Genomic DNA, 20666 nt, shown 5'->3' with positions numbered 1-20666 from the left:
GCCTCAGCACGCGCTGGCGATCGATCGCAGCGACCAGCGCCCGACCAGCGATTCGCCGGGCGCCAGCAACGCGCCGCCCACCTGCGTGGGCCCGAAGCGCGGCGCCAGGTTGATCTGGTCGGTGCACTGGCTCACGGGCTCGGCACAGAAGTGGCCGCCGCCGCGCGGGCAGTACAGCACGAAGAAGTCGAGCGGCGACTCGGCCTCCAGCAGCAGCGCGCGGCCTGCGTCCGGCCAGTCGATCTGCGCCCGACGTTCCCAGCCCGTGAAGTTGTTGTCGAGGTCGAGCGCATCGAGCCGTACGCCGGCGCGCAATCTCGCCACCTCGTCGCCGGCCTCGAGCGCCAGCGGCATCACCTCGGCGTCGGCCCGCCACATCGCGGCGGTGCCGGTGGTCAGCCGGGTGCCCGGCCGGTGCGGGAAATACGGGTGGTGGCCGATGCCCGCCGGCATCGGCACCGAATCGCGATTGGTCAGGGTGATCGCGCAGCGAAGGCCATCGGGCTCGACATCGAATCGCTGCGTTGCCTCGAAGCGCCAGGGCCATCGGTCGTCGGCTTCGAAGTCCAGCGCGAGCGTGGCGCCGGTCGCGCTCGTCGCATCCACGCGCCACGGCTGCAGCAGGCCGAGCCCGTGCAGCGCGTGCCGGCCCGATGGCCGCGCGGGGTGCGTGGCCGGCAGCGAGATGCGGCGGCCGCCGACTTCGGCCCGGCTGTCGCGGATGCGGTTGCACCAGGGCAGCAGCGGAAAGCTGGCCATCGCGAAGGGCTCGCGCCGCGCGAGGTCATCGACGCCCGCAGGGCGCAGCCAATCGAAGCGCCGGCCCTCGTGCAGGTCGTGGAGCGCCGCGATCGAGCCGCCGGCCGCGGGCGCCAGCACCAGGCGCAGCGCGCCCGCCGCGAGTTCGACGAGAGGGTCCCGGGGCGGGTCGTCGCGCATGTCGAAGGCCTCCTGAAGCGGTTGCGATGCGCGGAATTCTCGTTCACACGGGTGACGCGGCACCTGGAAGGCCGCCAGAATTCCCGCTGGCCCCTCACACCGGAAGACTCCAAGGACTCCCTCATGGAAGCAACGACCACGCGCGCGCCCTCGGCGATCTATCCCTCGCTCACAGGGCGCACGGTGTTCATCTCGGGCGGTGCCACCGGCATCGGCGAGGCCCTGGTGCGGGCCTTCCACGGCCAGGGCGCGCGGGTCGGCTTCTGCGACATCGATGCCGCGGCCGGGCGCGCGCTGGCGGCCGGCCTGGGCGGCGGGAACGCGCCGCACTTCGAGATCTGCGACGTCACCGACGTTGCCGCCCTGGGCGCCGCGATCGCCGCGGTGCGCGCGCGCTTCGGCCCCATCGGGGTGCTGCTGAACAACGCCGCCAACGATCGACGCCACCCGATGGCGGAGGTCACGAGCGATGATTTCGACCGCCTCGTGGCGGTCAACCTCAAGCACCAGTTCTTCGCCGCGCAGGCGGTCGCCGGGGACATGCGCGCGCTGGGCGGCGGCTCGATCGTCAACTTCGGCTCGGTGAGCTGGATGATCAAGGGCGCCGGCTACCCGGTCTACCAGGCCAGCAAGGCGGCCGCGCACGGGCTCACGCGTGCGCTCGCGCGCGACCTCGGCAAGGTCGGCATCCGCGTCAACACCATCGTGCCGGGCTGGGTCATGACCGAGCGCCAGCTGCGCCTGTGGGTCAAGCCCGGCTCGGATGCCGAGATCGACGCCGCCCAGTGCCTGCCGGGCCGGGTGATGGCCGAGGACATCGCCAGCATGGCGCTGTTCCTGGCCGCGGACGACTCGAAGATGTGCAGCGCCCAGAACTACGTCGTGGACGCCGGCTGGACCTGAAGCGGGCCCGGCAGGTCCGGGGCAGCGCCGGTCTCGGCCACGGTGCCGCAGGCATGGCAGAACTTGGCGAACGCGCTCTTGCGCGCGTCGCAGGCACGGCAGTGGTCGAACAGGCCGATGCCGCAGTGCGGGCAGAAGTCGATCTCGGTGTTCTTCAGGTCCACCGGCCGCTCGCAGCCTGGGCACACGCTCTTGGCCAGCCGCGCGAGCGCGGTGTCGTAGCTCAGTTCGTTGCGGCGCACGGTCTCGGGCTGCGCCTCGGCCAGCTTCTGGCGAGCCAGGTAGCGGTTGAGCGCGAGGATGGCATAGCGCCCCACCAGCACGGTCACGACGATGCCGACCGCGTAGCGCACGTAGCCGCCGTAGCTCGGCAGGTAGGGCACCAGCTCGACGAAGAAGGCGAACAGCGCGAAGTAGATGAAGCCCCAGACGAAGGGCCACCACGTGCTCTTGCGCTTCTTCGCGAACAGCCAGCCCGCGATGACCAGCAGCGGCAGCGTGAGCGCCAGCCGGTAGAGGAAGACGCGCAGCTCGACCTTGCGGTTCTCGGCCTCGAGCTTGATGCGGGCGTCTTCCTCGAGCAGCTGGAGCTGCTGCTGGGCGCGCTGTTCGCCCTGCCGCGCGTCGAGCGCCACCTGGCGCTGGGCGCCGACGGCGCGCTCGGCCTCGTCCTCCTTCTGCTTCAAGGCGTCGAGCGCCTTGGTGCGCGCGATCAGCTCGGAATCCTGGTCGGGCTGGGCGGTGGCGTGGCGCGTGGCCAGCCAGTTGCCGAAGGTCTCGCGCGCGGCCCGGCTCGCCTGGCGCGCCGCCGCCAGCTTGAGCTCGGCCTGCTCGCGCTCGCGCGCCGCCTGCAGTTCGGTGCGCTCGGCCTCGCGCACCGTGGCGCGCAGCGGGTCGGCCGCCGCGCGGTCGATGAAGTCGTCGAGTTCGAGCCGGTGCTCGACCTGCGGCAGGTCGCCGACGACCGAGCTACCGAGGCCCACCAGGAAGCTGGCGAACACAATCGCCACCACCCAGAGGCCGCGGCGAAACCACTTTTCGGACAGGCGCAGTGCCTTGCTCATCGCATTCTTCCTTTTGTTGATACGAACTCGCGTCGCTGGACAGTTGATTCTGGACGATGGCCCGCCGCGCCTCGATGTCCACCGGGAACACGTAGATCGCGGCCACGATCACCGCCGAGGCCATCACGCCCGACTGGAACGCCAGCCAGGCCAGGTGGCGCGGCCGGGACACCCGCTCGCGGTATTCGCGCTCGTAGGGGCCGAAGTTGGTCGGCGCGCTCCTCACCACGGCCTCCCGCCCAGTGCCAGCACCAGGGTCGGCGCCGGCTGGGCCGGTGTGCGGTCCGTGGCGGTCCGCTGCTGCAACCCTGCTTCGAGCGGCGCGACGACATGGCTGCAGGCCGCACAGGCTGCGATCAGGAAGGTGAGCATGTACTGCTTCATGGTGTCCTCTCGTCCTGGTAAGTGAAAGTGGGCGGATGATGGTCCGCACCTTCGCTCCGAGGGGCGTCTGAATGCAGCAGTGGCGGCGCCGGCCGCCGCCGGTATCGTTATCTGATACTGGACGGCACGCGGCGGCCCATGCGCAGGTCCGAGCGCCGGTAGGGGCGCTCGATGCCGGCCAGCCGGACCGCGATCACCTCGAGCGCGTCCTGCGTCGGCGCCGGCTTGCCGAGCGGCATGAACAGCAGCGGCGTCGCCAGGCTCGCGAGCACCAGCGCCCAGCTCAGGCGCGGATGCGGCAGCCGGTGCTGCCACCACAGGAAGATTCCGCTGACCGCGAGGCCGAGCCCGTAGCCCGCGACCACCTCGGACACCGAGTGCGCATCGAGCCACAGGCGCGTGAAGCCGATCAGGGCCGCGAACAGCCAGCCGAACACCGCGGCCGCGACCCGCACACGATGCTCCCAGCGCGAGACGGCGAGCCAGCAGGCCACCGGCCAGATGCTCGCGGCCATCGCCGTGTGGCCGCTGAAGCCGGTGAAGTTCAGGGTCGCGCTGCCGATGCCCCAGCCCATGAAGGCGATCTTCGAGACCGCGATCAGCGCGCCCGCGAAGCCGAACAGCAGCAGCCACAGCACGGCCAGCGGCCGGGTCGGGCTGCGGATGCCGAGCCAGACCGCGATCCACAGCGCGGCGGGCAGCAGGAAGCCGCTGTCGCCGAACCAGGTCAGAACATGCAGGAGGGAACTCAGGTGCATCGGGCGGCAGTCAGCTGTCGAGCAGCGCGCCGACACGCCTCTGCAGCAATTCGGGCTGCACCTCGACGCCGCGCATCGCGGGGCCGACATGGAGCCCCACCCGGCTGAAGAAACCGCGCCGGAAGGGCCGGACCATGGCGACGTTGTGGCCGCCGCGCAGCTCGATCCGGCTGAAGAAGGAACCCCACAGGTTGCTGAGCGCCATCGGCACCACGGGCGGTTCGACGCCGACGGCGCGGGCGCCCTCCAGGATCTTCATCACGCCGCCCCTGAAGGGCTGCAGGAGGCCGTCGCGCGTGATCGCGCCCTCCGGGAAGATCGCCAGCAGATCGCCCTCGCGCAGCACCTGGATCGCCTCGGTGAAGGCGCGCTCGTAGGCCAAGGGATCTTCCTTCTGGGGCGCGATCGGGATCGCCTTGGCGAGCCGGAACAGCCAGCCGAGCACCGGCACCTGGAAGATGCGGTGGTCCATGATGAAGCGGATCGGCCGCGGGCTGGCGGCCATCAGCAGCACCGCATCGATGAAGCTCACGTGGTTGCACACCAGCACGGCAGGGCCTTCGACCGGGATGTTCTGCTGGCCCCGGATCGTGAAGCGGTAGACGAAGCGCGACAGCACCCAGGCCACGAAGCGCAGCAGGTATTCGGGCACCAGCATGAAGATGTAGAACGCGACCACCGCATTCGCGATGCCCGTGAACAGAAACACCTGCGGCAGCGAGAAGCCGCCCTTGAGCAGGGCGCCGGCGAGCACCGCGCTCACGATCATGAACAGCGCGTTGAGGATGTTGTTGGCCGCGATGACGCGGGCCCGGTGCGTCGGCTCGCTGCGCATCTGGATCAGCGCGTACATGGGCACGCTGTAGAGCCCGGCGAACAGCGAGAGCAGCCCCAGGTCGGCCATCACGCGCCAGTGCGCGGGCTGGGCGACGAAGGCCGAGAGGCCCATCTGCGCCACTTCGGGCAGGCCGCGCGATGCGAAGTACAGGTCGACCGCGAACACGCTCATGCCGATGGCGCCGAGCGGCACCAGGCCGATCTCGACCTGGCGCCGGCTCAGGGTCTCGCACAGCAGCGAGCCGGCGCCGATGCCGACCGAGAACACCACGAGCAGAAGCGAGGCGACGTGCTCGTCGCCGTGCAGCACCTCCTTGGCGAAGCTCGGGAACTGCGACAGGAAGACGGCGCCGAAGAACCACATCCACGAGATGCCCAGCAGCGAGCGGAACACCACCACGTTGCCGTGGGCCAGCTTCAGGTTGCGCCAGGTCTCGGTGACGGGGTTCCAGTTGATCGTCAGGCCCGGATCGGTGGCCGGTGCCGGCGGTATGGCCTGCGCCACCGCGCGGCCGGCCACCGCCAGCAGCAGGCAGGCCGCGGCCACGGTGAGGTGGCCGACCTCCGGCAGGGCCACCAGCAGCCCGCCCGCGACCTGGCCGAGCAGGATGGCGACGAAGGTGCCCATCTCGATCATGCCGTTGCCGCCCGTGATCTCGCGCGGCGTCAGCACCTGCGGCAGCAGGGCGAACTTGACCGGGCCGAACAGCGTCGAGTGCAGCCCCATCAGGAACACGCAGCTCAGCAGCAGCACCGCATCGGCGCGCAGGAAACCCCAGGCCGCGAGCACCATGATGCCGATCTCGAGGTTCTTGACGAAGCGGATCAGGCGGGTCTTGTCGTGCTTGTCGGCGAGCTGTCCCGACGTGGCCGAGAACAGCAGGAAGGGCAGGATGAACAGCGCGCCGATCGCGAGCCCGGCCAGCGCCGGCGGCATCCAGGCCACCTGCAGCTGGTAGGTCACCATCACCGTGAAGGCGAACTTGAACAGGTTGTCGTTGGCGGCACCTGCGAACTGGGTCCAGAAGAACGGGCCGAAGCGCCGCTGCCGCAGCAGGGTGAACTGGTTGGCGTGGGCCGAGTCTTCGGCTGGGGACGGTTCGGCTGCGGCTTGGGTGGTTTGAGTCATTCGTAGCGGGTGACGCGCTCCTGCGTCAGACCGTCAGCGGGGCGGCATGGCGATTGTGCCGCAGCGTCCGCCGCCCCATCGCCTGCAGCACCAGCAGCACGGGCAGCGCGGCTGCAGCGGCGCTCAGGTGCTTGAGGCTGTAACCCGAGATCAACTCGTGCGTGGCCTCGTGGATCGCGGAATCGCCGAACTCGAACAGCTTGGCCAGCGCGCAGAACAGCAGCACGCCGCCGAGCCGCAGGCCGACCGCACCGGCCACCGGACGCCCCAGGGCGAGCACCAGCAGCAGCGCCATGCCGCCAAACTCCACGAGCGCCCACGGCAGCCCGTTGCCGGTATGGAAGCAGACGGCGGTGGCGAGCAGCCCGCCGGCCAGCGTGAACCAGGCGGCCGGCCAGCCAGCCCGCGCACTGACCCGCTCGCAGACCGCAAAGCCCACCAGGCCCGCGAACGCCAGCGACATGCCGGCGCGGTCGGCCGCCAGCCGCATCGGGTCCGGCTGCAGATGGAAGAAGGCCGAACCGAGGGCGGTCAGCACCAGGCCGGCGAAGAACATCCAGGCGCAGTCGAGTGCATTGACCGGTTGCGGCGCCTGCGGCTGCGGCTGCACGGCGCGGTCCTGCATCGCTTCGTGCGCGCGGTCCAGCCAGCGCAGCCAGTGCAGGCCCCAGAGGCCGATGACCGCGAGCGGCAGGTTGCTCAGCACGTCCATTGCATTCGGCAACGGGCCCCAGGCGCGGCCGTCCGCGAAGGACGCGCCGCCGAGGGTCTCTGCCGGCACCGAGGGTCCGACCACGGCGGCGCCCAGGAGCAGCGCGGCGAGCGCCAGCAGGAAGCGTTCTCGAGGCTGAAGTGACGACATGGACATGGCGGGCTCCGGTGGGTGGCTGTTGGAGGCGGAGACTAGGTTGTCAACCCCGTGCCAGGCATCGAGAATCGATACGGAGTACTTTTTCACCACTTTGGGTATCAGTTAGCGGTACCTTCGAAGCCCATGAGCACCACAGTCGACCTGGTCAACGCACTCAAGAACGAACTCAAGACCGCCCACATGACCTACGCCGACCTGGCCAAGTCGCTCGACATGGCCGAATCCAGCGTCAAGCGGATGCTGGCCAAGGGCGACATGCCGCTGACCCGGGTCGACGCCATCTGCCGCGCGCTCAAGATCGACTTCGCGGAGCTCGCGCGGCGCGTGGCGGACGCCCAGCCGCTGCTCAAGGAGCTGACGCTCGAGCAGGAAAAGGCCGTGGTGAAGGACAAGAAGCTGCTGCTGCTCGCGATCTGCGTGCTGAGCCAGTGGACGCTCGAGCAGATCGTCGGCGCCTACCGGATCAGCGAGGCCGAATGCATCGGCTACCTGGCGCAACTCGACCGGATCGGCATCATCGAGCTGCGTCCGCTGAACCGTTACCGGCTCAAGCTCGCGAAGACCTTCCGCTGGCGCCCGCACGGGCCGGTGATGGATTTCTTCCGCGAGAACGTCGTGCTGGACTACTACCGCGGCGGCTTCGACGGCCCGGCCGAAGGCCTGCTGCTGGTGCATGGCTCGATCAGCAAGTCGCTGGCGCCGGCCTTCCTCGAGCGGCTGCAGCGCGTGGCGCAGGACTTCGCCCAGCAGCACCAGACCGACCAGAAGCTGTCGCCCAAGGAGCGCGAGGGCTACACCCTGCTGCTCGGCATGCGCAACTGGGAATTCGAGCTGTTCACCCGGCTGCGGCGCGGCTGAAACAGCCTGATACCCGTTAAATGTGACGGTTCAGTAAAATTGTCGCCGGCAGCAGCGGGCCTTCGTCCCTGCGGCCCGTGTCCGCCCGCTGGGGATACACGGGTGAACCGCGCCAACGCGGTTCCATCGCTGCCTCGATGTCGATTGATTCCGGACCCCTGACGTCCGACGCCTCCACAGAGGGCGCCGGCGGACGGCGTCCGCCCATCCCACAAGGATCTCGGAAGGATTCGGAAATGCGCGTGCTCGTCCTCGGCGCCGGCCTGCTCGGTGTCGCCTCGGCCTACTACCTCCAGCAGCTGGGCCACGAGGTGACGGTGGTCGACCGCCATGCCATGCCGGCGGCCAGGGCGCGTGGCATCGCGGACCAGCCGCCGACCGGCATGCCGGCCCGGCGCCCGCTGTCGCCCTCGAAGCGGATCGCCCGGCGCTGGACGGGCGCCTACGTGCTCGCGCGGCGCCGCGTCGCACGGCTGCTGGACCGCGCCCTGGGCGCGCCGCCGCGGCCGGTTCCGCTCGACCACCTGGTGCGGCTCGGCGCCTACAGCCGCCAGAACGTGCGCGCGTTGCGCGACGAAGCCGGCCTGCCGCCAGGCCACGGCCCGCGCGTCCCGCCGCTCCTGAACCTCTTCACCTGCCCGGACTCCTTCGGTCGGCGGGTTTCCGGCGCGCCCCACTGGTCCGGCCTCGGCTGCGAGGAGACCCTGCTGTCGGCCGACGAGGCGATCGCGATGGAGCCCGCATTGCGCGCGCTGCGCGGCCGGCTGGTCGGCGCCAGCTGCGCCGCCGAGGACCCGACACGCGACCCGGCGTCGTTCGCCGCCAGCCTGGTCTTCCTGTGCCGCGCCGCCGGCGTGCGCTTCCTGCCGCGCCACACGGTGGTCGGCCTGGCGCAGCGCGATGGCCGCGTCGAGCACGTGGACGTGCTCGACGCCGCCGGCGAGCCGCAGCGCATGCGCGCCCAGGCCTACGTGCTGGCGCTGGGCGCCTCGAGCGCCCCCCATGCGCGCGAGCTCGGCATCCGGATGTCGATGCGCAGCCTGCGCGAGTACATCGTGACGATGCCGCTGCTCGACCCGGAACGGGCCCCGCGCGCCACGCTGCGCGACCTGCAGGGCCGGCTGCGCATTGCCCGCATCGAGACGCCGGCGGGCGACCGGCTGCGGGTCAGTGCCACGGTGCAGGCCGGTCCCGAAGAGACGCTGGAGCCGGACTCCGAGCGCTTCGAGGCGATCCTGCGCCGCACCGAGCTGCTGCTGCCCGGCGCCGCCGACACCACCGCCGCCGAGCTCGACACCGCCCTGCATGCGGTCAGCACCAGCGGCCTGCCGATCATCGGCAAGACCCGGCTGCCGAACCTGTTCCTCAATGTCGCACCCGGCTCGCGCAGCTGGATCCACGCCTGTGGCGCGGGGAAGTCGATCGCGCGCATCGTGAGCGGCCTCCGACCCGAACTCGATTTCGCCTTCCGCCGCCCCTAGCAGGCGGCGGCTCACGGCATCGGCGCGGCTCAGTCGGCCTCGGTGAAGACCGTCAGCACGCCCGTGTAGCCGTAGAGATGGTGGCGGGCGATCTCGCCGGCGGCGAAGAAGCCGACCAGCGGGACGTCGCCCAGCGCATGGCGCACGATCTGCAGCTCGGCGCCCGGCGCGCCGAAATGCGGCCCGCCGCGGCCGGAGCAGCTCACGTAGATGGCGCCCGCGATGCGTCGGGCCGGATGCGGCGCCGCCTCGGCCTCGCCGGCCGCGACCGCTTGCGCGGTGGCCAGGGTCTGCTCCTGCGGCTCCAGTTCCTCGCGGATCTCGGCGCAGACCCGCATTAGGTCGGCACGCGCGGCCTGGGCGTTGCGGCGGCAGAAGCTCATGCGCATGCCGGCCTCGGCGTTGTCGGCGATCGCCACGCCGCGACGCGTCGGATCGAGCCCGATGATGTGGCGCACCCGCACGTCGGCGCCGAGGTCGCCGGTGCGCCGGACACCGTCGCTGCCGGCCTCGACCAGGCCGACCAGGGTGGCGCGCACCGCCTCGATCGCCTGCTCGGGGGCGTCGAGCGAGACATCGAGGTCGGCCAGCAGCACGTCGAGCGCAGCTTCGCCGTCAAGTTCGAGCAGCAGGTTGCCGTCGGCGCGCGTGATCTCGCGTTCGCGCGACACCGGCTGGCAGCCCTGCGTGACGCGGGACACCAGCCGCACGCCCTCGCCGAAGACCACGCCCGACAGCCCGCCCGAGAAGACGCCGCCGACCGCGCCGTGGCCGCGGATGTTGCCGTTGCCGCCGATCGCGAACTGCAGCGAGCCGACCCGGCCCGACGACAGGCCGCCGAACAGGTAGCCGGTATCAGTGCGGTCGGCCATCTCGGCGATCAGCTCTGCGAGCTCGGGCGTGCGCGGATCGGCATGCACGAGCGCGGTATGGGCCGCGAAGCCGCTCATCTCGGAGCTGGCCAGCGGCGCCACGCCCGAGAACACGCGGTACTGGTCGCTCGGGAGCTCGCACAGCATCACGCTCAGCGCGGGCTCGTCGAAGTACTCGGCGTTGTTGGCGGCCACGCCGACGCCCACGGTGCCGGTCCAGTCGGTGATCTCGGGCAGCTCGGCGCCCAGGTGGTCGAGGATCTCCTGCGCGTCCTCGCCGTAGTGGTCGGTGATGTAGAGCAGGCCCAGCGTGGGGCCGCGCGCGTAGTCGGGCAACGCCATCTGGGCGCGCAGTTGCGCCAGCACCAGGCCGGCGGCCATGCGCCACTGCGGATGCGTGGCATGGCCGGTGGGAAACAGCTTCATGGCCCGTTCCTTCAGCGCGTGGATTTGCGCGCGGGAGCGGCGCGCCGGGCCGCGGGAGCGCTGCTCGAGGAACCGGCCTTTTTCTTCTTCGCCGCCGGCGCCTTGCGGGCCGCGGGCTCCTTCGACGAAGCGGCGGAGGCCTGGGCCATCGCGGGCACCTTCAGATGCGCCGCGTCCTGCAGTGCCGCGCTCGCGATCTGCTGGAACTGCTGTGTCAGGGCGCCCCACCATTGAAGCGGATCGACCACGCCGGGGCCGTCCGCGGCGGCTGCCGCGCCAGCCTTGGCGCGCTGCGGCGAAGCGTCGGCCGATTCGGCTTCGGGCCCGGCATCGACCTCGGGCTCCGAGTCCGGTTCGGGCTCCGGGGCGGGCTGCGGCTCGGGCGCGGCGCGATAGGCGGGTGCCGGGGCAGCCGGGGCCGCGGGCGCGGCGGTCGGCGCGGCAGCGGCACGCGTGAAGGCGCTGGTGAGGTCTTCCATGCGGACGTTCATGCCCCGCAGCGTCGAGAGCGTCATCTTCTGCACCTCGAGCGCCTGGATCGTGGCCTTGAGTGCATGGCCGTTCTGCTCGAGCCAGTACTGCACGGTCTTGAGTTCCTGGATGCGCTTGTCGACCTCCTCGACGCTGAGCGTCGGTGCCACCCAGCTCGACAGGCTCGGCAGCCCCGGCACGGCGCTCGGCGTGGCGCTGGCGCCAGCCAGGTTCTGGAGGAAGTCGAAGCCCGGAACGAACTGGCTGAAGGCGAATGGCTGGGTGGCGTCGCTCATGGGGTGCTCCGGTGTGATTCTTGTGCGGGCAGCTTACTCCAAGCATGGGCGCAATGGCCCTTTGCCGCTCGTCCGGGGGGCTCGCCAGCAGGGCCCGGTCTGTGGACAATGGTCGTACAGACACAGAAAGTCACATGTCCATCTTCCATCTCGCCTTTCATGTCCGCGACCTGACCGAGGCCCGCCGCTTCTACGGCGGCCTGCTCGGCTGCACCGAAGGACGCAGCACCGACACCTGGGTCGACTTCGATTTCTTCGGCCACCAGATCTCGCTGCACCTCGGCGAACCCTTTGCGACCACGCGCACGGGCCGGGTCGGCGACGTCATGGTCCCGATGCCGCATTTCGGCATCGTGCTCGAGCTGCCGGCCTGGCAGCAACTGGCCGCGCGCCTCGAGGCCGGCGGCACCGAGTTCGTGCTCAAGCCGCAGCTGCGCTTCGAGGGCCTGCCGGGCGAGCAATGGACGATGTTCTTCTGCGACCCCTTCGGCAACCCGATCGAGGCCAAGGGCTTCCGTTCGCTCGCGACCGTCTACGACGCATGAACCTCGCCGCCGCCGTCGTCCGCCCGTCGACGCGCCCGCGCCTCGCGCTGGCGGCGGTCGCCGCGCTGGCGCTCGCGTGCAGCAGCGCGCAGGCGGCCGAAGACTGCGAGCTCAACGGCCAGGCCGTGAATCCCGCCAATGCCGCCAGCACCGCCGGCAAGACCGGCCTCATGCGCTGCAAGGACCGCGACAGCGGCCTGCTGGTGCGCGAGCAGCAGGTACAGGGCGGCGTCTTCGCCGGGCCGGTGCGCGTCTACGAGAACGACAAGCTCGTCAAGGAGCACACCCTCAACGCCAGCGGCAACATGGAGGGCCGCGCACGCGAGTTCTCGCCCACCGGCCAGGTGCTGCGCGATGCCACGTACGAGGACGGCCGCGAGGTCGGGATGGCGCGCAGCTTCCACCCGAACGGCGCGCTGCGGCGCGCGACCTTCTTCGCCAATGCATCGGGCGAGCGGGCCTCGGTCGAATTCACCGAGCGCGGCCAGCTGTCGGCGCTGCGCTGCGGCGACCGGCCGATGCTGGCACCGCTGGCCGACGACGCCCAGCTCTGCGGCTTCGGCAACGGGCCATCGAAGGTCGAGCTGTACGACGGCAAGGGCATCCTGCGCGCACGCCTCTCCTACGTGGCCGGCAAGCGCGTGCGCAGCGAGGATTTCTACGACAACGGCAAGCCTGCGGCGCTCGACGAGATCGTCGGCAACCAGCGCACCGAGCGGCGCTTTTCCTCGGAAGGCGTCAAGCGCCGCGAGGTGATCTCGGTGGTCGGCGAACGCGGCACCGTGCGCCAGCGCGAACTCGAATTCTCCGAGCGCGGCACGCTGCTGCGCGACCAGCGCTGGAACGCGGCCGGCGAGCCGGTCAGCGACGAGAGCTTCTATCAGAACGGGCAGCCGCGCAGCAAGTCGGTGCGCGGCGTGAACGGCAACGGACGCCTGATCGAGGTGGTCGAGTTCTACGACAACGGCCAGCGCGCCGCCATCGGCCGCTACCTCGCCATCGATCGCTTCAGCCAGCTGCCGGTCGGCACCCACCAGCGCTTCACGATCACCGGCATGCTGATCGCCGAGTCGGTCCACGACGACCGCGGCCGCGTCACGCGCGAGCGCAGCTGGGACCCCGATGGCAAGCCCGAGCGCGACGACGAAGTGTTCGCCGACGGCTCGCGCAAGACCTTCGCACGGCCCTGAGTCGCGCCGGCGCCTCGGGCCTGCTCACAGGCCTAGTCCAGCTTGATGCCGGCGGCCTTGATGATCGGGCCCCAGCGCAGCGCCTCGGCGCGCGCCAGTGCCGCGAACTGCTGCGGCGAGCCGGGCATCGCCTCCATGCCGAAGTCGCTGAAGCGCTTCTGCACCGCGGGCACCGTGAAGGCGCGATTGAGGTCGGTGTTGAGCCGGTTGACCACCGGGGCCGGAATGCCGGCCGGTCCCACCAGGCCCTGGAACGCGAAGACCTCGGTGTTCGCCACGCCCACCTCGGCCAGGGTCGGCACATCGGGCAGCAGCTTCGACCGCGTGGCCGAACCGATGGCCAGCACCCGCACCTTCTTGCCCTGCATGATCGGCAGGCCCGAGGCCAGGTCCAGGAACATCGCGGGCACCTGGCCGGCCATCACGTCGTTCATCGCGGGTGCGGCGCCCCGGTAGGGGATGTGCGTGATGAAGGTGCCGGTGCGGTTCTTGAACATCTCCATCGCGAGATGGTGCGGCGAGCCGTTGCCCGGCGAGGCGTAGTTGACCTTGCCCGGATTGGCCTTCACGTAGGCCAGGAAGGCCTTGAAGTCCTGCGCCGGGAAATCCGGGTGCACCACGAGCGCGAGCGGGAACTTGCCGATCGCGCCGATGTAGGTGAAGTCCTTTTCGGGATTGAAGGGCAGCTTGCCGAAGAGGAATTCGTTGAATGCCAGCAGCGCGTTGTCGGCCGACATGATGGTGTAGCCGTCGGGCTTGGCGCGCGCCACCAGCTCGGCGCCGATGTTGGTCGAGGCGCCCGGTCGGTTGTCGATCACGATCTGCTGGCCCAGCGTCACGCGCATGGCTTCGGCCAGCGTGCGCGCGATCACGTCGGTGCCGCCACCTGCGGGGTAGGGCACGACCCACTTGATGATCTGGTCGGGAAAGGCGCCCTGGGCCTGGGCCCACGGCGCGACGCCGGCAGCCGCGGCGGCAGCAGCGAGTCGGGTGAGCAGGGTTCTGCGGTCCATCTGGAAAGTCTCCTGTTTTCTTGAGTACTAGAAATGTAAGGCTTCAAGCTGACAGCGAAGGCTGCGGCAAGCCATCCAGGGCCTGCGCGATCGCGCTCCGGCAGCGCGCCTCGTCGCCGACCTGCTCGAACAGCAGCAGGGCCAGCCGCGCGAGGAAGAGCGACTCGCGCGAACCGCCGGCTTCGCTGATCGCACGCGCGCATTCGGCATAGAGGCGGTCGCGCGCCTCCGGGGCCAGGGCGCTCATGGCGACACCTCCTTGCGGCGCGCCGCGGCGGCATGCGGGCATGGAATGGCCGAGGCCCGGCCCAGCGCCTGCTGCAGCAGGCCGGCCTCGAGGCGGCGCCAGCGCGCCGCCACGTGGCCGTCGGGACGCAGCAGGTAGACCGCGCCCTGCGCGGCGCCGAGCGCCGCGAACACCTCGGGCGCGGCCTCGCCGGGCAGCAGCTCGCACAGCGCGACCGGCAGCGGCCCGGCCTGCGCGGCCGCCACCTCGTCGGCCAGCGCCGCATCGGCCTCGGGCATGTTGAGCACCAGCACCGTGAAGGCCGGCCCGAGACGGTCCGTGAGATGCAGGCCGGAGGCCAGCGGCTGCTCGGCCATGACCTCGCCCGGCAGCGGACCCGCATCGAGCGCGTCGCCCGGGCTCGAGAGCGCCGAACCGGCGTACCCGACCGCCTGCGTCTGGCGCGGATTGATCAGGTTGGCGATGCCGCGGTGGGCGCCGGCCAGCGACAGTGCCGCCTCGCGCAGCAGGTCGAAGCCGCGCGAGGGCGGCGACATGAACTCGGTGCTGCGCATCGCGTTCTCCGCGTTGATGTGGAAGGCCGAGACCCGCTCCTGCGAATAGCTGTCGAGCAGCGACGCGTCCGCGACGCCGCGCGCCACCAGCGCCAGCTTCCAGGCCAGGTTGTCGGCATCGTCGAAGCCCGAGTTGAGGCCGCGCACGCCGAAGATCGGCATCGCATGCGCGGCATTGCCGGCGAACATCACGCGGCCGTGCCGATAGCTTTCGAGCGTCATCGCACCGGCGCGGTAGACCGAGGTCCAGACCGTGTGCCACGGCAGGTGGCCCTCGCCGATGGCGTCGAGATGGCGCTGCACGAACTCGCGCACCGCGGCGGGCTGCAGCGCCTCCTCGGTGCTCTGGCCGGCCCGCAGCTGGTAGTCGATGCGCCAGATGTCGTCGGGCTGGCGGTGCATGAGCACGGTCGAGCCCGGGTTCCAGGGCGGATCGAACCAGGCCCGGCGCTCGGTCGGGTGGCTGCTGTGCAGCTCGATGTCGATGATCACGTAGCGGCCTTCGTAGCCGGTGCCTACCAGTTCGAGGCCGAGCGCGCGGCGCACGAAGCTCTGGCCGCCGTCGCAGGCCGCAAGCCAGCCCGCGCGCAGTCGGTAGCTGCCCTCGGCATTGCGTGCGTCGAGCAGCAGGCCGTCGGCCTCGTCCTCGAAGCCGGTCAGCTCGGTGCCCCAGCGCAGATCGATCAGGCCCGGCGAGGCGGCGTTGCGGCGATCGATCTCGTCGAGCAGGTACTGCTCGATGTAGTACTGCTCGAGGTTGATCATCGGCGGCAGCTTCTGGCGATCGTCGTGCGGCATCTCGAAGCGGAACACCTCCTCGGTCTTGTAGAAGCTGCGGCCCCCGCTCCACGGCAGGCCCTTGGCCAGGAAGGCCGGCAGCGCGCCCAGACGCTCGATGATCTCGAGGCTGCGGCGCGAGATGCAGGCCGCGCGGCTGCCGACGCAGACCGTGTCGTCGGCCTCGAGCACCACGCTCGGCACGCCGTGGTTCGCCAGGCCGAGCGCCAGCGACATGCCGACCGGCCCGCCGCCCGCGATCACGACCGCATGGCGTCCGGGCTCGACGCCTTGCGCGAGCGGCGGCAGAGCGGGCGCGAAGCGCGTGTAGTGGAAGCCGCCCACCGATGGCGGCAGGCTCGCCTCGTCGCGCGGCGGCGGCAGCGGCCCGCCGGCGGCATCGCCGGCACGGGCGGCGGGTGTTGGAAGCACTGCGGCGTTGTTCATGAAGGGGATTGTCCGGATGCACCGGTCGCGCCGATGTCGTAACTTCGTACGACGTGTTTACCCGAGCATCTCCATGAAGCGCTGGCCCGTGCGAGAGACCGGCCGAAGCCTGGCCGGGCCGGTGGTCGCCAGCGTCATGGCCGGCATCGGCACGCCGCACCTGGCCGCAAGCATCCTGGGCGCGGTGCAGCAGGTGCTGCCCGTGACCTTCTGCACCGTCTTCGCAGCCAGCGCGAACGGCCGCATCGGCACCATCTCGGCCGCCAGCGCCTACGGCCACACGGCCGAACGCACCGCCGAGCGCTACGTGGCCGAGCGCTTCGACCGCTTTGATCCGCACATGGCCTGGCTGGCCGGCCGCAAGCTGCCCAGGCGCGAACAGCTCTGGCTCGGCCACCACCGTGCCGACGAGGTGGCGGAGCCCAGCTATCGCGCCGCCTGCTACGAGGACGTCGGCATCCGGGAGCGCTGCTCTGTGCTGCAGCTGCTGCCGACCGGGCAGCGCTCGGCCGTGAGCTTCTACCGCAGCCTGGCGCAGCCGGAATTCGATGCCGCGGAGTTCGCGCTGCTCGAGGCCCACGCGGCGCTGCTGGCCGATGCCACCGCCGCCCATGGCCGCAGCGCCATGGCAGCGCGCGAGGCCGCAGGGCCTGCGCTGGCCTCGCGCCTGCTCGGCCTGAGCCTGCGCGAGCGCGAGGTGATCGGCCACCTGCTGGCCGGCAAGACCGCCAAGGAAGCGGCGCGCGCGCTCGGCATCGAGCTCACGACGGTGCGCACGCACCAATACCGGGCCTTTCGCCGGCTCGGCATCCGGGGTCTCAAGGACCTGCTGCGCGCAACGCTGCCCTGAATCGCGCCGTCAGCGAAGCGCCGCCGGCGCGACCACTTCCTGATCGATCGCGCCGAACACCGATTGGCCGTCGGCGCCCTTCATCTCGATGCGGATGGTGTCGCCGTACCTCATGAACTCGGTCGCGGGCTGGCCGTCCTGGATGGTCTCGATGCAGCGCTTCTCCGCGATGCAGCTGTAGCCGCGCGGCCATTCCATGCGGCCGTCCTTCTCGACGCCCTTGTTGCTGACGGTGCCGCTGCCCACGATCGACCCCGCGCGCACGTTGCGGGTCTTCGCGATGTGCGCGATCAACTCGCCGAAATGAAAGCTCATCTCTTCGCCGGCATCGCACAGCCCGACCTTGCGGCCGTTCCAGGTGCTGGCAAGCGAAAGGTGCACGCGGCCCTCCTGCCAGGCCTCGCCGAGCTCGTCGGTCGTGACGGCGACCGGGCTGAACGCAGTCGCCGGCTTGCTCTGGAAGAAGCCGAAGCCCTTGGCCAGTTCGGCCGGGATCAGGTTGCGCAGGCTGACGTCGTTGACCAGCATCACGAGGCGGATGCCGTCGAGCGCCTGGGCCGGCGTGGCGCCCATGCGGACATCGCCCGTGACCACCGCGATCTCGGCCTCGAAGTCGATGCCGAAGGCCTCGCTCGCGACCACGACCGGATCGCAGGGGCCGATGAAGTCGTCGCTGCCGCCCTGGTACATGAGCGGGTCGGTGTAGAAGCTCTGCGGCACCTCGGCATTGCGCGCCCGGCGCACCAGTTCGACGTGATTCAGGTAGGCCGAGCCGTCGGCCCACTGGTAGGCGCGCGGCAGCGGCGCCATGCACTGTGCCGGATCGAAGGGAAAGGCATGGCGCGCGCGGCCGGCATTGAGCATGCCGTAGAGGTCCTCGAGCTGCGGACTCATGAAGCCCCAGTCGTCGAGCACCTGCTGCAGGCGGCTCGCGATGCCGGTGGCGTAGTGGGCGCTGGCGAGATCGCGCGAGACGACGACCAGCTGGCCGTCGCGCGAACCGTCCTTGAGGGTGGCGAGTTTCATGGGGTGGCGGCGAGGCCGGCGCGGCATCGCTACTAAACTGGGTGACGGGCGGCAGTGTACCGAGGTGCTCCCTGCGAACCTCCGCGCCCGCGCCCGCTCCATCCCCGATGTCCACCGCGTTCGCGCCCTCTTCCGACCATCGTCCCGCGCCGGGTCCGCGGCCGCCCTGGCGCGCGCTGGCGTTGCTGACCGTGGCCGTGGTGCTGATCCACCTGGCGCTGCTGGGCCTGCTGCCCCCGGGCTCGGGGCAGCGGCGCCCGGCGCTGGCGGAGACCTTCATCACGCGCAGCATCGTGGTGGCCCCAGTGCCAGCGCCCGCGCCGCCGGCAGCGGCCGAACCTGCGGCCTCGGCGCCGCCCGCGGCAGCCCCCGCTGCGCCCGCGGCGGCCCGGCCGCCCTCTCCGCCGCGGCCGGTGCGACCTCGGGCGGCGGTCGCGCCCAAGCCCGCCGCACCGGCACCGGCGCCCGTCACCGAAGCCGCCCCAGAACCCGAACCTGCGCCCGACGCTGCACCGGCCGCCGCAGCGTCGCCCGGCGACCTGCCCGCCCAGGCCGCCGTCGATGGCGGCGCGGGCCCGGCGGCCGAAGGTGCCGCGAATGCACCCGCGGCGACCTCGGGCAACGGCAATGGCGCGACGGCAGGCAGCGGCAATGCGGCGGGCCAGTTCGGCGGACCGGTGGCGGTGCAGATCCCCGGCTCGGTGCGGCTGCGCTTCGCGGCCACTGCGCAGCAGGGCGCGCAGCCCCTGCAGGGCGTTTTCGGCGTGCTCGACTGGCTGCAGGACGGCAGCCGCTACGACGCCCGCCTGGCGCTCACCTTCCTGTTCAAGACGCTGCGCAGCCAGCAGAGCGCGGGCGTGATCGGCCCGACCGGCATCGAGCCGCAGCGCTTCTCGGACACCCGCAAGACCGAGCTGGTGTCCCAGTTCGATCGCGAGAAGGGCCAGGTCTTCTTCAGCAGCAACGCGCCGAGCGTGATGCTGCTGGCCGGCGCGCAGGACCGCCTCAGCGTGGTGCTGCAGCTCGGCGCGATGATGGCGGGCGAGCCGACGCGCTACCCGCCGGGCACGGTGATCGCGGTCCAGACCGTGGGACCGCGAGATGGCGAGATCTGGACCTTCAACGTCGGCGAGGAAGAGGAAATCGAGGTCCCGGCCGGCGTCTTCAAGGCCCGCAAGCTCACGCGCAACCCGCGCAAGCCCTTCGACGACAAGATCGAGCTGTGGCTCGCGCCCGTGCTCGGCTGGCTGCCGGTGCGCATCCGTCAGACCCAGACCAATGGCGACTTCGTCGACCTCCAACTGCGCGACCAAGGCCCCATCTAGGACCGAAAAGGGCGAATCGTGCGAAAAAACACACCCGGAAACAGCCTCGGGCCTACATCCGGACCTCCCGTATTGAAACTGGCGCGTTGATTGCTATCTAAGCACCATGAATGCCATCGACATCCTGACGGGCCCCGACATGCAAATGCTTTACGACTCCGAGTCCTTCGTCGTCGTGCACGTGCAGCCGACCGAAGGCGAGGCGCCTGCAGCGCCCCACCTGCCGGTGCTGGCACGCCACGGCTTCGAGATCGTCGACAAGCGCTCGGGCAAGGAGGTCTACCTCGACGGCTCGTGGGCCGAGCTGTTTCAGCAACAGATCGCGGCCTGGCAGCTCAATACCCCGACGCAGGAAGAGGTCGAGGACACGCTCGAAGGCTACGCCGAGCTCGCACACACGCCCGTGCTAGTGCACTGAGCCCGAACGTTGGCACCAAAGCCGGCGTGAACGCCCTCATGCCGGATCGGAAAGCGACCACGGGCCGCGTCCCGGGCGCCGCTAGGATCGCGGGATGACGCCGAACCCGCATCCGTCTTCCCAAGCTCGGGCGCTGCCCGTCCGCTCCCCTTTTATGACGGCCGTGCTCGCGGCGCTGCTGCTCGGCAGCACGATCGCGCTCTCGGCCTGCTCGTCGCCCGGCGCGCTCGACGCCCAGGCGACCACGTCCCGCCGCGTCGCGTCCCAGCTGCCGACCGACGCGCTGCTGCTTGGCGAACAGCACGACGCGGTCGAGCACCAGGTGATCGAGCGCGAGGCGGTCGAGGCGCTGGCCCAGCGCGGCAGGCTCGCCGCGCTGGCGCTCGAGATGGCCGAGGAAGGCAACACCACGGCGCACCTGCACGCCGATGCCACCGAGGTGCAGGTGCGAACCGCACTGAGCTGGAACGACAAGGCCTGGCCGTGGGCCGCCTACGGCCCGGTCGTGATGGCCGCGGTGCGAGCCGGTGCGCCGGTGATCGGGGCCAACCTTCAGCGCGCCCACATGAAGGATGCGATGGCCGACGTCTCGCTCGATGCGCAACTGGCGGAGCCCGCGCGCCTGGCCCAGCAGGACGCCGTGCGCGACGGCCATTGCAGGCTGCTGCCCGAATCGCAGATCGTCCCGATGACGCGGATCCAGATCGCCCGCGACCGCGCGATGGCGCAGACGGTGGTCAAGGCGCGCGTGCCCGGCAAGACCGTGCTGCTGGTCATCGGCGCCGGCCACGGCAACAAGCTGCTGGGCGTGCCGCAGCACCTGCCCACCGATGTCGCGATCAAGGCGGTGCGCCTGCAGGCCGGCCCGGGCGACAACGCCGCGGGCGCCTTCGATGCCGTCTGGCTCACGCCGGCGCTGCCCGAGAAGGACTACTGCGCCGACGTCAAGGCGCCGCCGCCGCGTTCGGCCGGCTGAGCAGCGACC

General features: G+C 70.9%; 21 protein-coding genes. 9 read left to right on the top strand and 12 right to left on the bottom strand.

Annotated elements, in window-relative coordinates:
* Nucleotides 1-3: 3 nt before the first annotated feature.
* Nucleotides 4-939 carry an aldose 1-epimerase gene (locus QTH87_RS00770; protein ID WP_286606128.1) on the bottom strand — a complete coding sequence of 312 codons (936 nt, stop codon included), beginning with the start codon at nucleotides 937-939 and terminating at the stop codon, nucleotides 4-6.
* 123 nt (nucleotides 940-1062) lie between these two features.
* Here QTH87_RS00770 and QTH87_RS00765 point away from each other — a divergent pair, with 123 nt between their 5' ends.
* A complete protein-coding gene (locus QTH87_RS00765) occupies nucleotides 1063-1842 on the top strand; it encodes an SDR family NAD(P)-dependent oxidoreductase (protein WP_286606127.1) in 780 nt (259 codons plus the stop codon).
* Here the strand turns inward: QTH87_RS00765 and QTH87_RS00760 are convergent.
* The 5 genes from QTH87_RS00760 to QTH87_RS00740 form a co-directional block, all read right to left on the bottom strand.
* Nucleotides 1815-2906 (bottom strand): serine endopeptidase, encoded by a 1092-nt coding sequence (locus tag QTH87_RS00760; RefSeq protein WP_286606126.1) that lies wholly within the window; start codon nucleotides 2904-2906, stop codon nucleotides 1815-1817. The genes QTH87_RS00765 and QTH87_RS00760 overlap by 28 nt on opposite strands.
* 222 nt (nucleotides 2907-3128) lie before the next feature.
* A complete protein-coding gene (locus QTH87_RS00755; protein WP_286606125.1) occupies nucleotides 3129-3290 on the bottom strand; it encodes a hypothetical protein in 162 nt (53 codons plus the stop codon).
* A gap of 107 nt (nucleotides 3291-3397) precedes the next feature.
* Nucleotides 3398-4048: a phosphatase PAP2 family protein gene (locus tag QTH87_RS00750; protein ID WP_286606124.1), complete on the bottom strand. Its 651-nt coding sequence runs from the start codon at nucleotides 4046-4048 to the stop codon at nucleotides 3398-3400.
* Nucleotides 4049-4058: 10 nt separating this feature from the next.
* Nucleotides 4059-6014 carry an MFS transporter gene (locus QTH87_RS00745; RefSeq protein ID WP_286606123.1) on the bottom strand — a complete coding sequence of 652 codons (1956 nt, stop codon included), beginning with the start codon at nucleotides 6012-6014 and terminating at the stop codon, nucleotides 4059-4061.
* Nucleotides 6015-6039: 25 nt separating this feature from the next.
* Complete coding sequence (locus QTH87_RS00740; RefSeq protein WP_286606122.1) at nucleotides 6040-6882, bottom strand: hypothetical protein; 843 nt, start codon at nucleotides 6880-6882, stop codon at nucleotides 6040-6042.
* 126 nt (nucleotides 6883-7008) lie between these two features.
* On the opposite strand from QTH87_RS00740, the gene QTH87_RS00735 reads away from it, so the two are divergent.
* Together QTH87_RS00735 and QTH87_RS00730 are read left to right on the top strand one after the other, a co-directional pair.
* A complete protein-coding gene (locus QTH87_RS00735; protein WP_286606121.1) occupies nucleotides 7009-7743 on the top strand; it encodes a helix-turn-helix domain-containing protein in 735 nt (244 codons plus the stop codon).
* Between the two features lie 236 nt (nucleotides 7744-7979).
* Nucleotides 7980-9224, top strand: a complete 1245-nt coding sequence (locus tag QTH87_RS00730) for an FAD-dependent oxidoreductase (RefSeq protein WP_286606120.1) — start codon at nucleotides 7980-7982, stop codon at nucleotides 9222-9224.
* 29 nt (nucleotides 9225-9253) lie between these two features.
* On the opposite strand, the gene QTH87_RS00725 is transcribed toward QTH87_RS00730, so the two are convergent.
* Nucleotides 9254-10522: an FIST signal transduction protein gene (locus QTH87_RS00725; RefSeq protein WP_286606119.1), complete on the bottom strand. Its 1269-nt coding sequence runs from the start codon at nucleotides 10520-10522 to the stop codon at nucleotides 9254-9256.
* Between the two features lie 11 nt (nucleotides 10523-10533).
* Nucleotides 10534-11289: a PhaM family polyhydroxyalkanoate granule multifunctional regulatory protein gene (locus tag QTH87_RS00720; protein WP_286606118.1), complete on the bottom strand. Its 756-nt coding sequence runs from the start codon at nucleotides 11287-11289 to the stop codon at nucleotides 10534-10536.
* A 134-nt stretch (nucleotides 11290-11423) separates the two neighbouring features.
* Between QTH87_RS00720 and QTH87_RS00715 the strand changes: the two genes are divergently transcribed.
* Together QTH87_RS00715 and QTH87_RS00710 are read left to right on the top strand one after the other, a co-directional pair.
* Entirely contained in the window at nucleotides 11424-11834 is a 411-nt protein-coding gene (locus tag QTH87_RS00715) for a VOC family protein (protein WP_286606117.1), read from the top strand.
* Complete coding sequence (locus QTH87_RS00710; protein ID WP_286606116.1) at nucleotides 11831-13024, top strand: toxin-antitoxin system YwqK family antitoxin; 1194 nt, start codon at nucleotides 11831-11833, stop codon at nucleotides 13022-13024. Before QTH87_RS00715 ends, QTH87_RS00710 begins: the two co-directional genes overlap by 4 nt.
* Nucleotides 13025-13056: 32 nt before the next feature.
* Here QTH87_RS00710 and QTH87_RS00705 read toward each other — a convergent pair whose 3' ends face one another.
* From QTH87_RS00705 to QTH87_RS00695, 3 genes are read right to left on the bottom strand one after another with little or no spacing between them, the layout of a single operon-like run.
* On the bottom strand, nucleotides 13057-14037 hold the full coding sequence (locus QTH87_RS00705) for a Bug family tripartite tricarboxylate transporter substrate binding protein (RefSeq protein ID WP_286606115.1): 981 nt from the start codon (nucleotides 14035-14037) through the stop codon (nucleotides 13057-13059).
* A 43-nt stretch (nucleotides 14038-14080) separates the two neighbouring features.
* Nucleotides 14081-14284: a hypothetical protein gene (locus QTH87_RS00700; protein WP_286606114.1), complete on the bottom strand. Its 204-nt coding sequence runs from the start codon at nucleotides 14282-14284 to the stop codon at nucleotides 14081-14083.
* A complete protein-coding gene (locus tag QTH87_RS00695) occupies nucleotides 14281-16062 on the bottom strand; it encodes an FAD-dependent monooxygenase (protein WP_286606113.1) in 1782 nt (593 codons plus the stop codon). Before QTH87_RS00695 ends, QTH87_RS00700 begins: the two co-directional genes overlap by 4 nt.
* A 73-nt stretch (nucleotides 16063-16135) precedes the next feature.
* Between QTH87_RS00695 and QTH87_RS00690 the strand changes: the two genes are divergently transcribed.
* Nucleotides 16136-16912 carry a helix-turn-helix transcriptional regulator gene (locus QTH87_RS00690; protein ID WP_286606112.1) on the top strand — a complete coding sequence of 259 codons (777 nt, stop codon included), beginning with the start codon at nucleotides 16136-16138 and terminating at the stop codon, nucleotides 16910-16912.
* A gap of 9 nt (nucleotides 16913-16921) precedes the next feature.
* On the opposite strand, the gene QTH87_RS00685 is transcribed toward QTH87_RS00690, so the two are convergent.
* On the bottom strand, nucleotides 16922-17938 hold the full coding sequence (locus QTH87_RS00685) for a fumarylacetoacetate hydrolase family protein (protein WP_286606111.1): 1017 nt from the start codon (nucleotides 17936-17938) through the stop codon (nucleotides 16922-16924).
* A 107-nt stretch (nucleotides 17939-18045) separates the two neighbouring features.
* Here QTH87_RS00685 and QTH87_RS00680 point away from each other — a divergent pair, with 107 nt between their 5' ends.
* The 3 genes from QTH87_RS00680 to QTH87_RS00670 all read left to right on the top strand — a co-directional run bounded on the left by QTH87_RS00680 (nucleotide 18046) and on the right by QTH87_RS00670 (nucleotide 20657).
* Nucleotides 18046-19263: a DUF3108 domain-containing protein gene (locus QTH87_RS00680; protein WP_286606110.1), complete on the top strand. Its 1218-nt coding sequence runs from the start codon at nucleotides 18046-18048 to the stop codon at nucleotides 19261-19263.
* Between the two features lie 106 nt (nucleotides 19264-19369).
* Entirely contained in the window at nucleotides 19370-19681 is a 312-nt protein-coding gene (locus QTH87_RS00675) for a BTH_I0359 family protein (RefSeq protein WP_286606109.1), read from the top strand.
* A gap of 154 nt (nucleotides 19682-19835) precedes the next feature.
* Entirely contained in the window at nucleotides 19836-20657 is an 822-nt protein-coding gene (locus QTH87_RS00670; RefSeq protein WP_286606108.1) for a ChaN family lipoprotein, read from the top strand.
* The last annotated feature ends 9 nt before the right edge of the window (nucleotides 20658-20666 follow it).

This window comes from Variovorax jilinensis (assembly GCF_030316885.1).
GTDB classification, from domain to species: Bacteria; Pseudomonadota; Gammaproteobacteria; order Burkholderiales; family Burkholderiaceae_C; genus Variovorax; species Variovorax jilinensis.
This window is presented reverse-complemented; position numbering and strand designations above follow the sequence as displayed.

Coding starts and splice junctions, on each gene's coding strand:
- QTH87_RS00770 (WP_286606128.1), bottom strand. CDS start 939: ATGCGCGACGACCCGCCCCGGGACCCTCTCGTCGAACTCGCGGCGGGC.
- QTH87_RS00765 (WP_286606127.1), top strand. CDS start 1,063: ATGGAAGCAACGACCACGCGCGCGCCCTCGGCGATCTATCCCTCGCTC.
- QTH87_RS00760 (WP_286606126.1), bottom strand. CDS start 2,906: ATGAGCAAGGCACTGCGCCTGTCCGAAAAGTGGTTTCGCCGCGGCCTC.
- QTH87_RS00755 (WP_286606125.1), bottom strand. CDS start 3,290: ATGAAGCAGTACATGCTCACCTTCCTGATCGCAGCCTGTGCGGCCTGC.
- QTH87_RS00750 (WP_286606124.1), bottom strand. CDS start 4,048: ATGCACCTGAGTTCCCTCCTGCATGTTCTGACCTGGTTCGGCGACAGC.
- QTH87_RS00745 (WP_286606123.1), bottom strand. CDS start 6,014: ATGACTCAAACCACCCAAGCCGCAGCCGAACCGTCCCCAGCCGAAGAC.
- QTH87_RS00740 (WP_286606122.1), bottom strand. CDS start 6,882: ATGTCCATGTCGTCACTTCAGCCTCGAGAACGCTTCCTGCTGGCGCTC.
- QTH87_RS00735 (WP_286606121.1), top strand. CDS start 7,009: ATGAGCACCACAGTCGACCTGGTCAACGCACTCAAGAACGAACTCAAG.
- QTH87_RS00730 (WP_286606120.1), top strand. CDS start 7,980: ATGCGCGTGCTCGTCCTCGGCGCCGGCCTGCTCGGTGTCGCCTCGGCC.
- QTH87_RS00725 (WP_286606119.1), bottom strand. CDS start 10,522: ATGAAGCTGTTTCCCACCGGCCATGCCACGCATCCGCAGTGGCGCATG.
- QTH87_RS00720 (WP_286606118.1), bottom strand. CDS start 11,289: ATGAGCGACGCCACCCAGCCATTCGCCTTCAGCCAGTTCGTTCCGGGC.
- QTH87_RS00715 (WP_286606117.1), top strand. CDS start 11,424: ATGTCCATCTTCCATCTCGCCTTTCATGTCCGCGACCTGACCGAGGCC.
- QTH87_RS00710 (WP_286606116.1), top strand. CDS start 11,831: ATGAACCTCGCCGCCGCCGTCGTCCGCCCGTCGACGCGCCCGCGCCTC.
- QTH87_RS00705 (WP_286606115.1), bottom strand. CDS start 14,037: ATGGACCGCAGAACCCTGCTCACCCGACTCGCTGCTGCCGCCGCGGCT.
- QTH87_RS00700 (WP_286606114.1), bottom strand. CDS start 14,284: ATGAGCGCCCTGGCCCCGGAGGCGCGCGACCGCCTCTATGCCGAATGC.
- QTH87_RS00695 (WP_286606113.1), bottom strand. CDS start 16,062: ATGAACAACGCCGCAGTGCTTCCAACACCCGCCGCCCGTGCCGGCGAT.
- QTH87_RS00690 (WP_286606112.1), top strand. CDS start 16,136: ATGAAGCGCTGGCCCGTGCGAGAGACCGGCCGAAGCCTGGCCGGGCCG.
- QTH87_RS00685 (WP_286606111.1), bottom strand. CDS start 17,938: ATGAAACTCGCCACCCTCAAGGACGGTTCGCGCGACGGCCAGCTGGTC.
- QTH87_RS00680 (WP_286606110.1), top strand. CDS start 18,046: ATGTCCACCGCGTTCGCGCCCTCTTCCGACCATCGTCCCGCGCCGGGT.
- QTH87_RS00675 (WP_286606109.1), top strand. CDS start 19,370: ATGAATGCCATCGACATCCTGACGGGCCCCGACATGCAAATGCTTTAC.
- QTH87_RS00670 (WP_286606108.1), top strand. CDS start 19,836: ATGACGGCCGTGCTCGCGGCGCTGCTGCTCGGCAGCACGATCGCGCTC.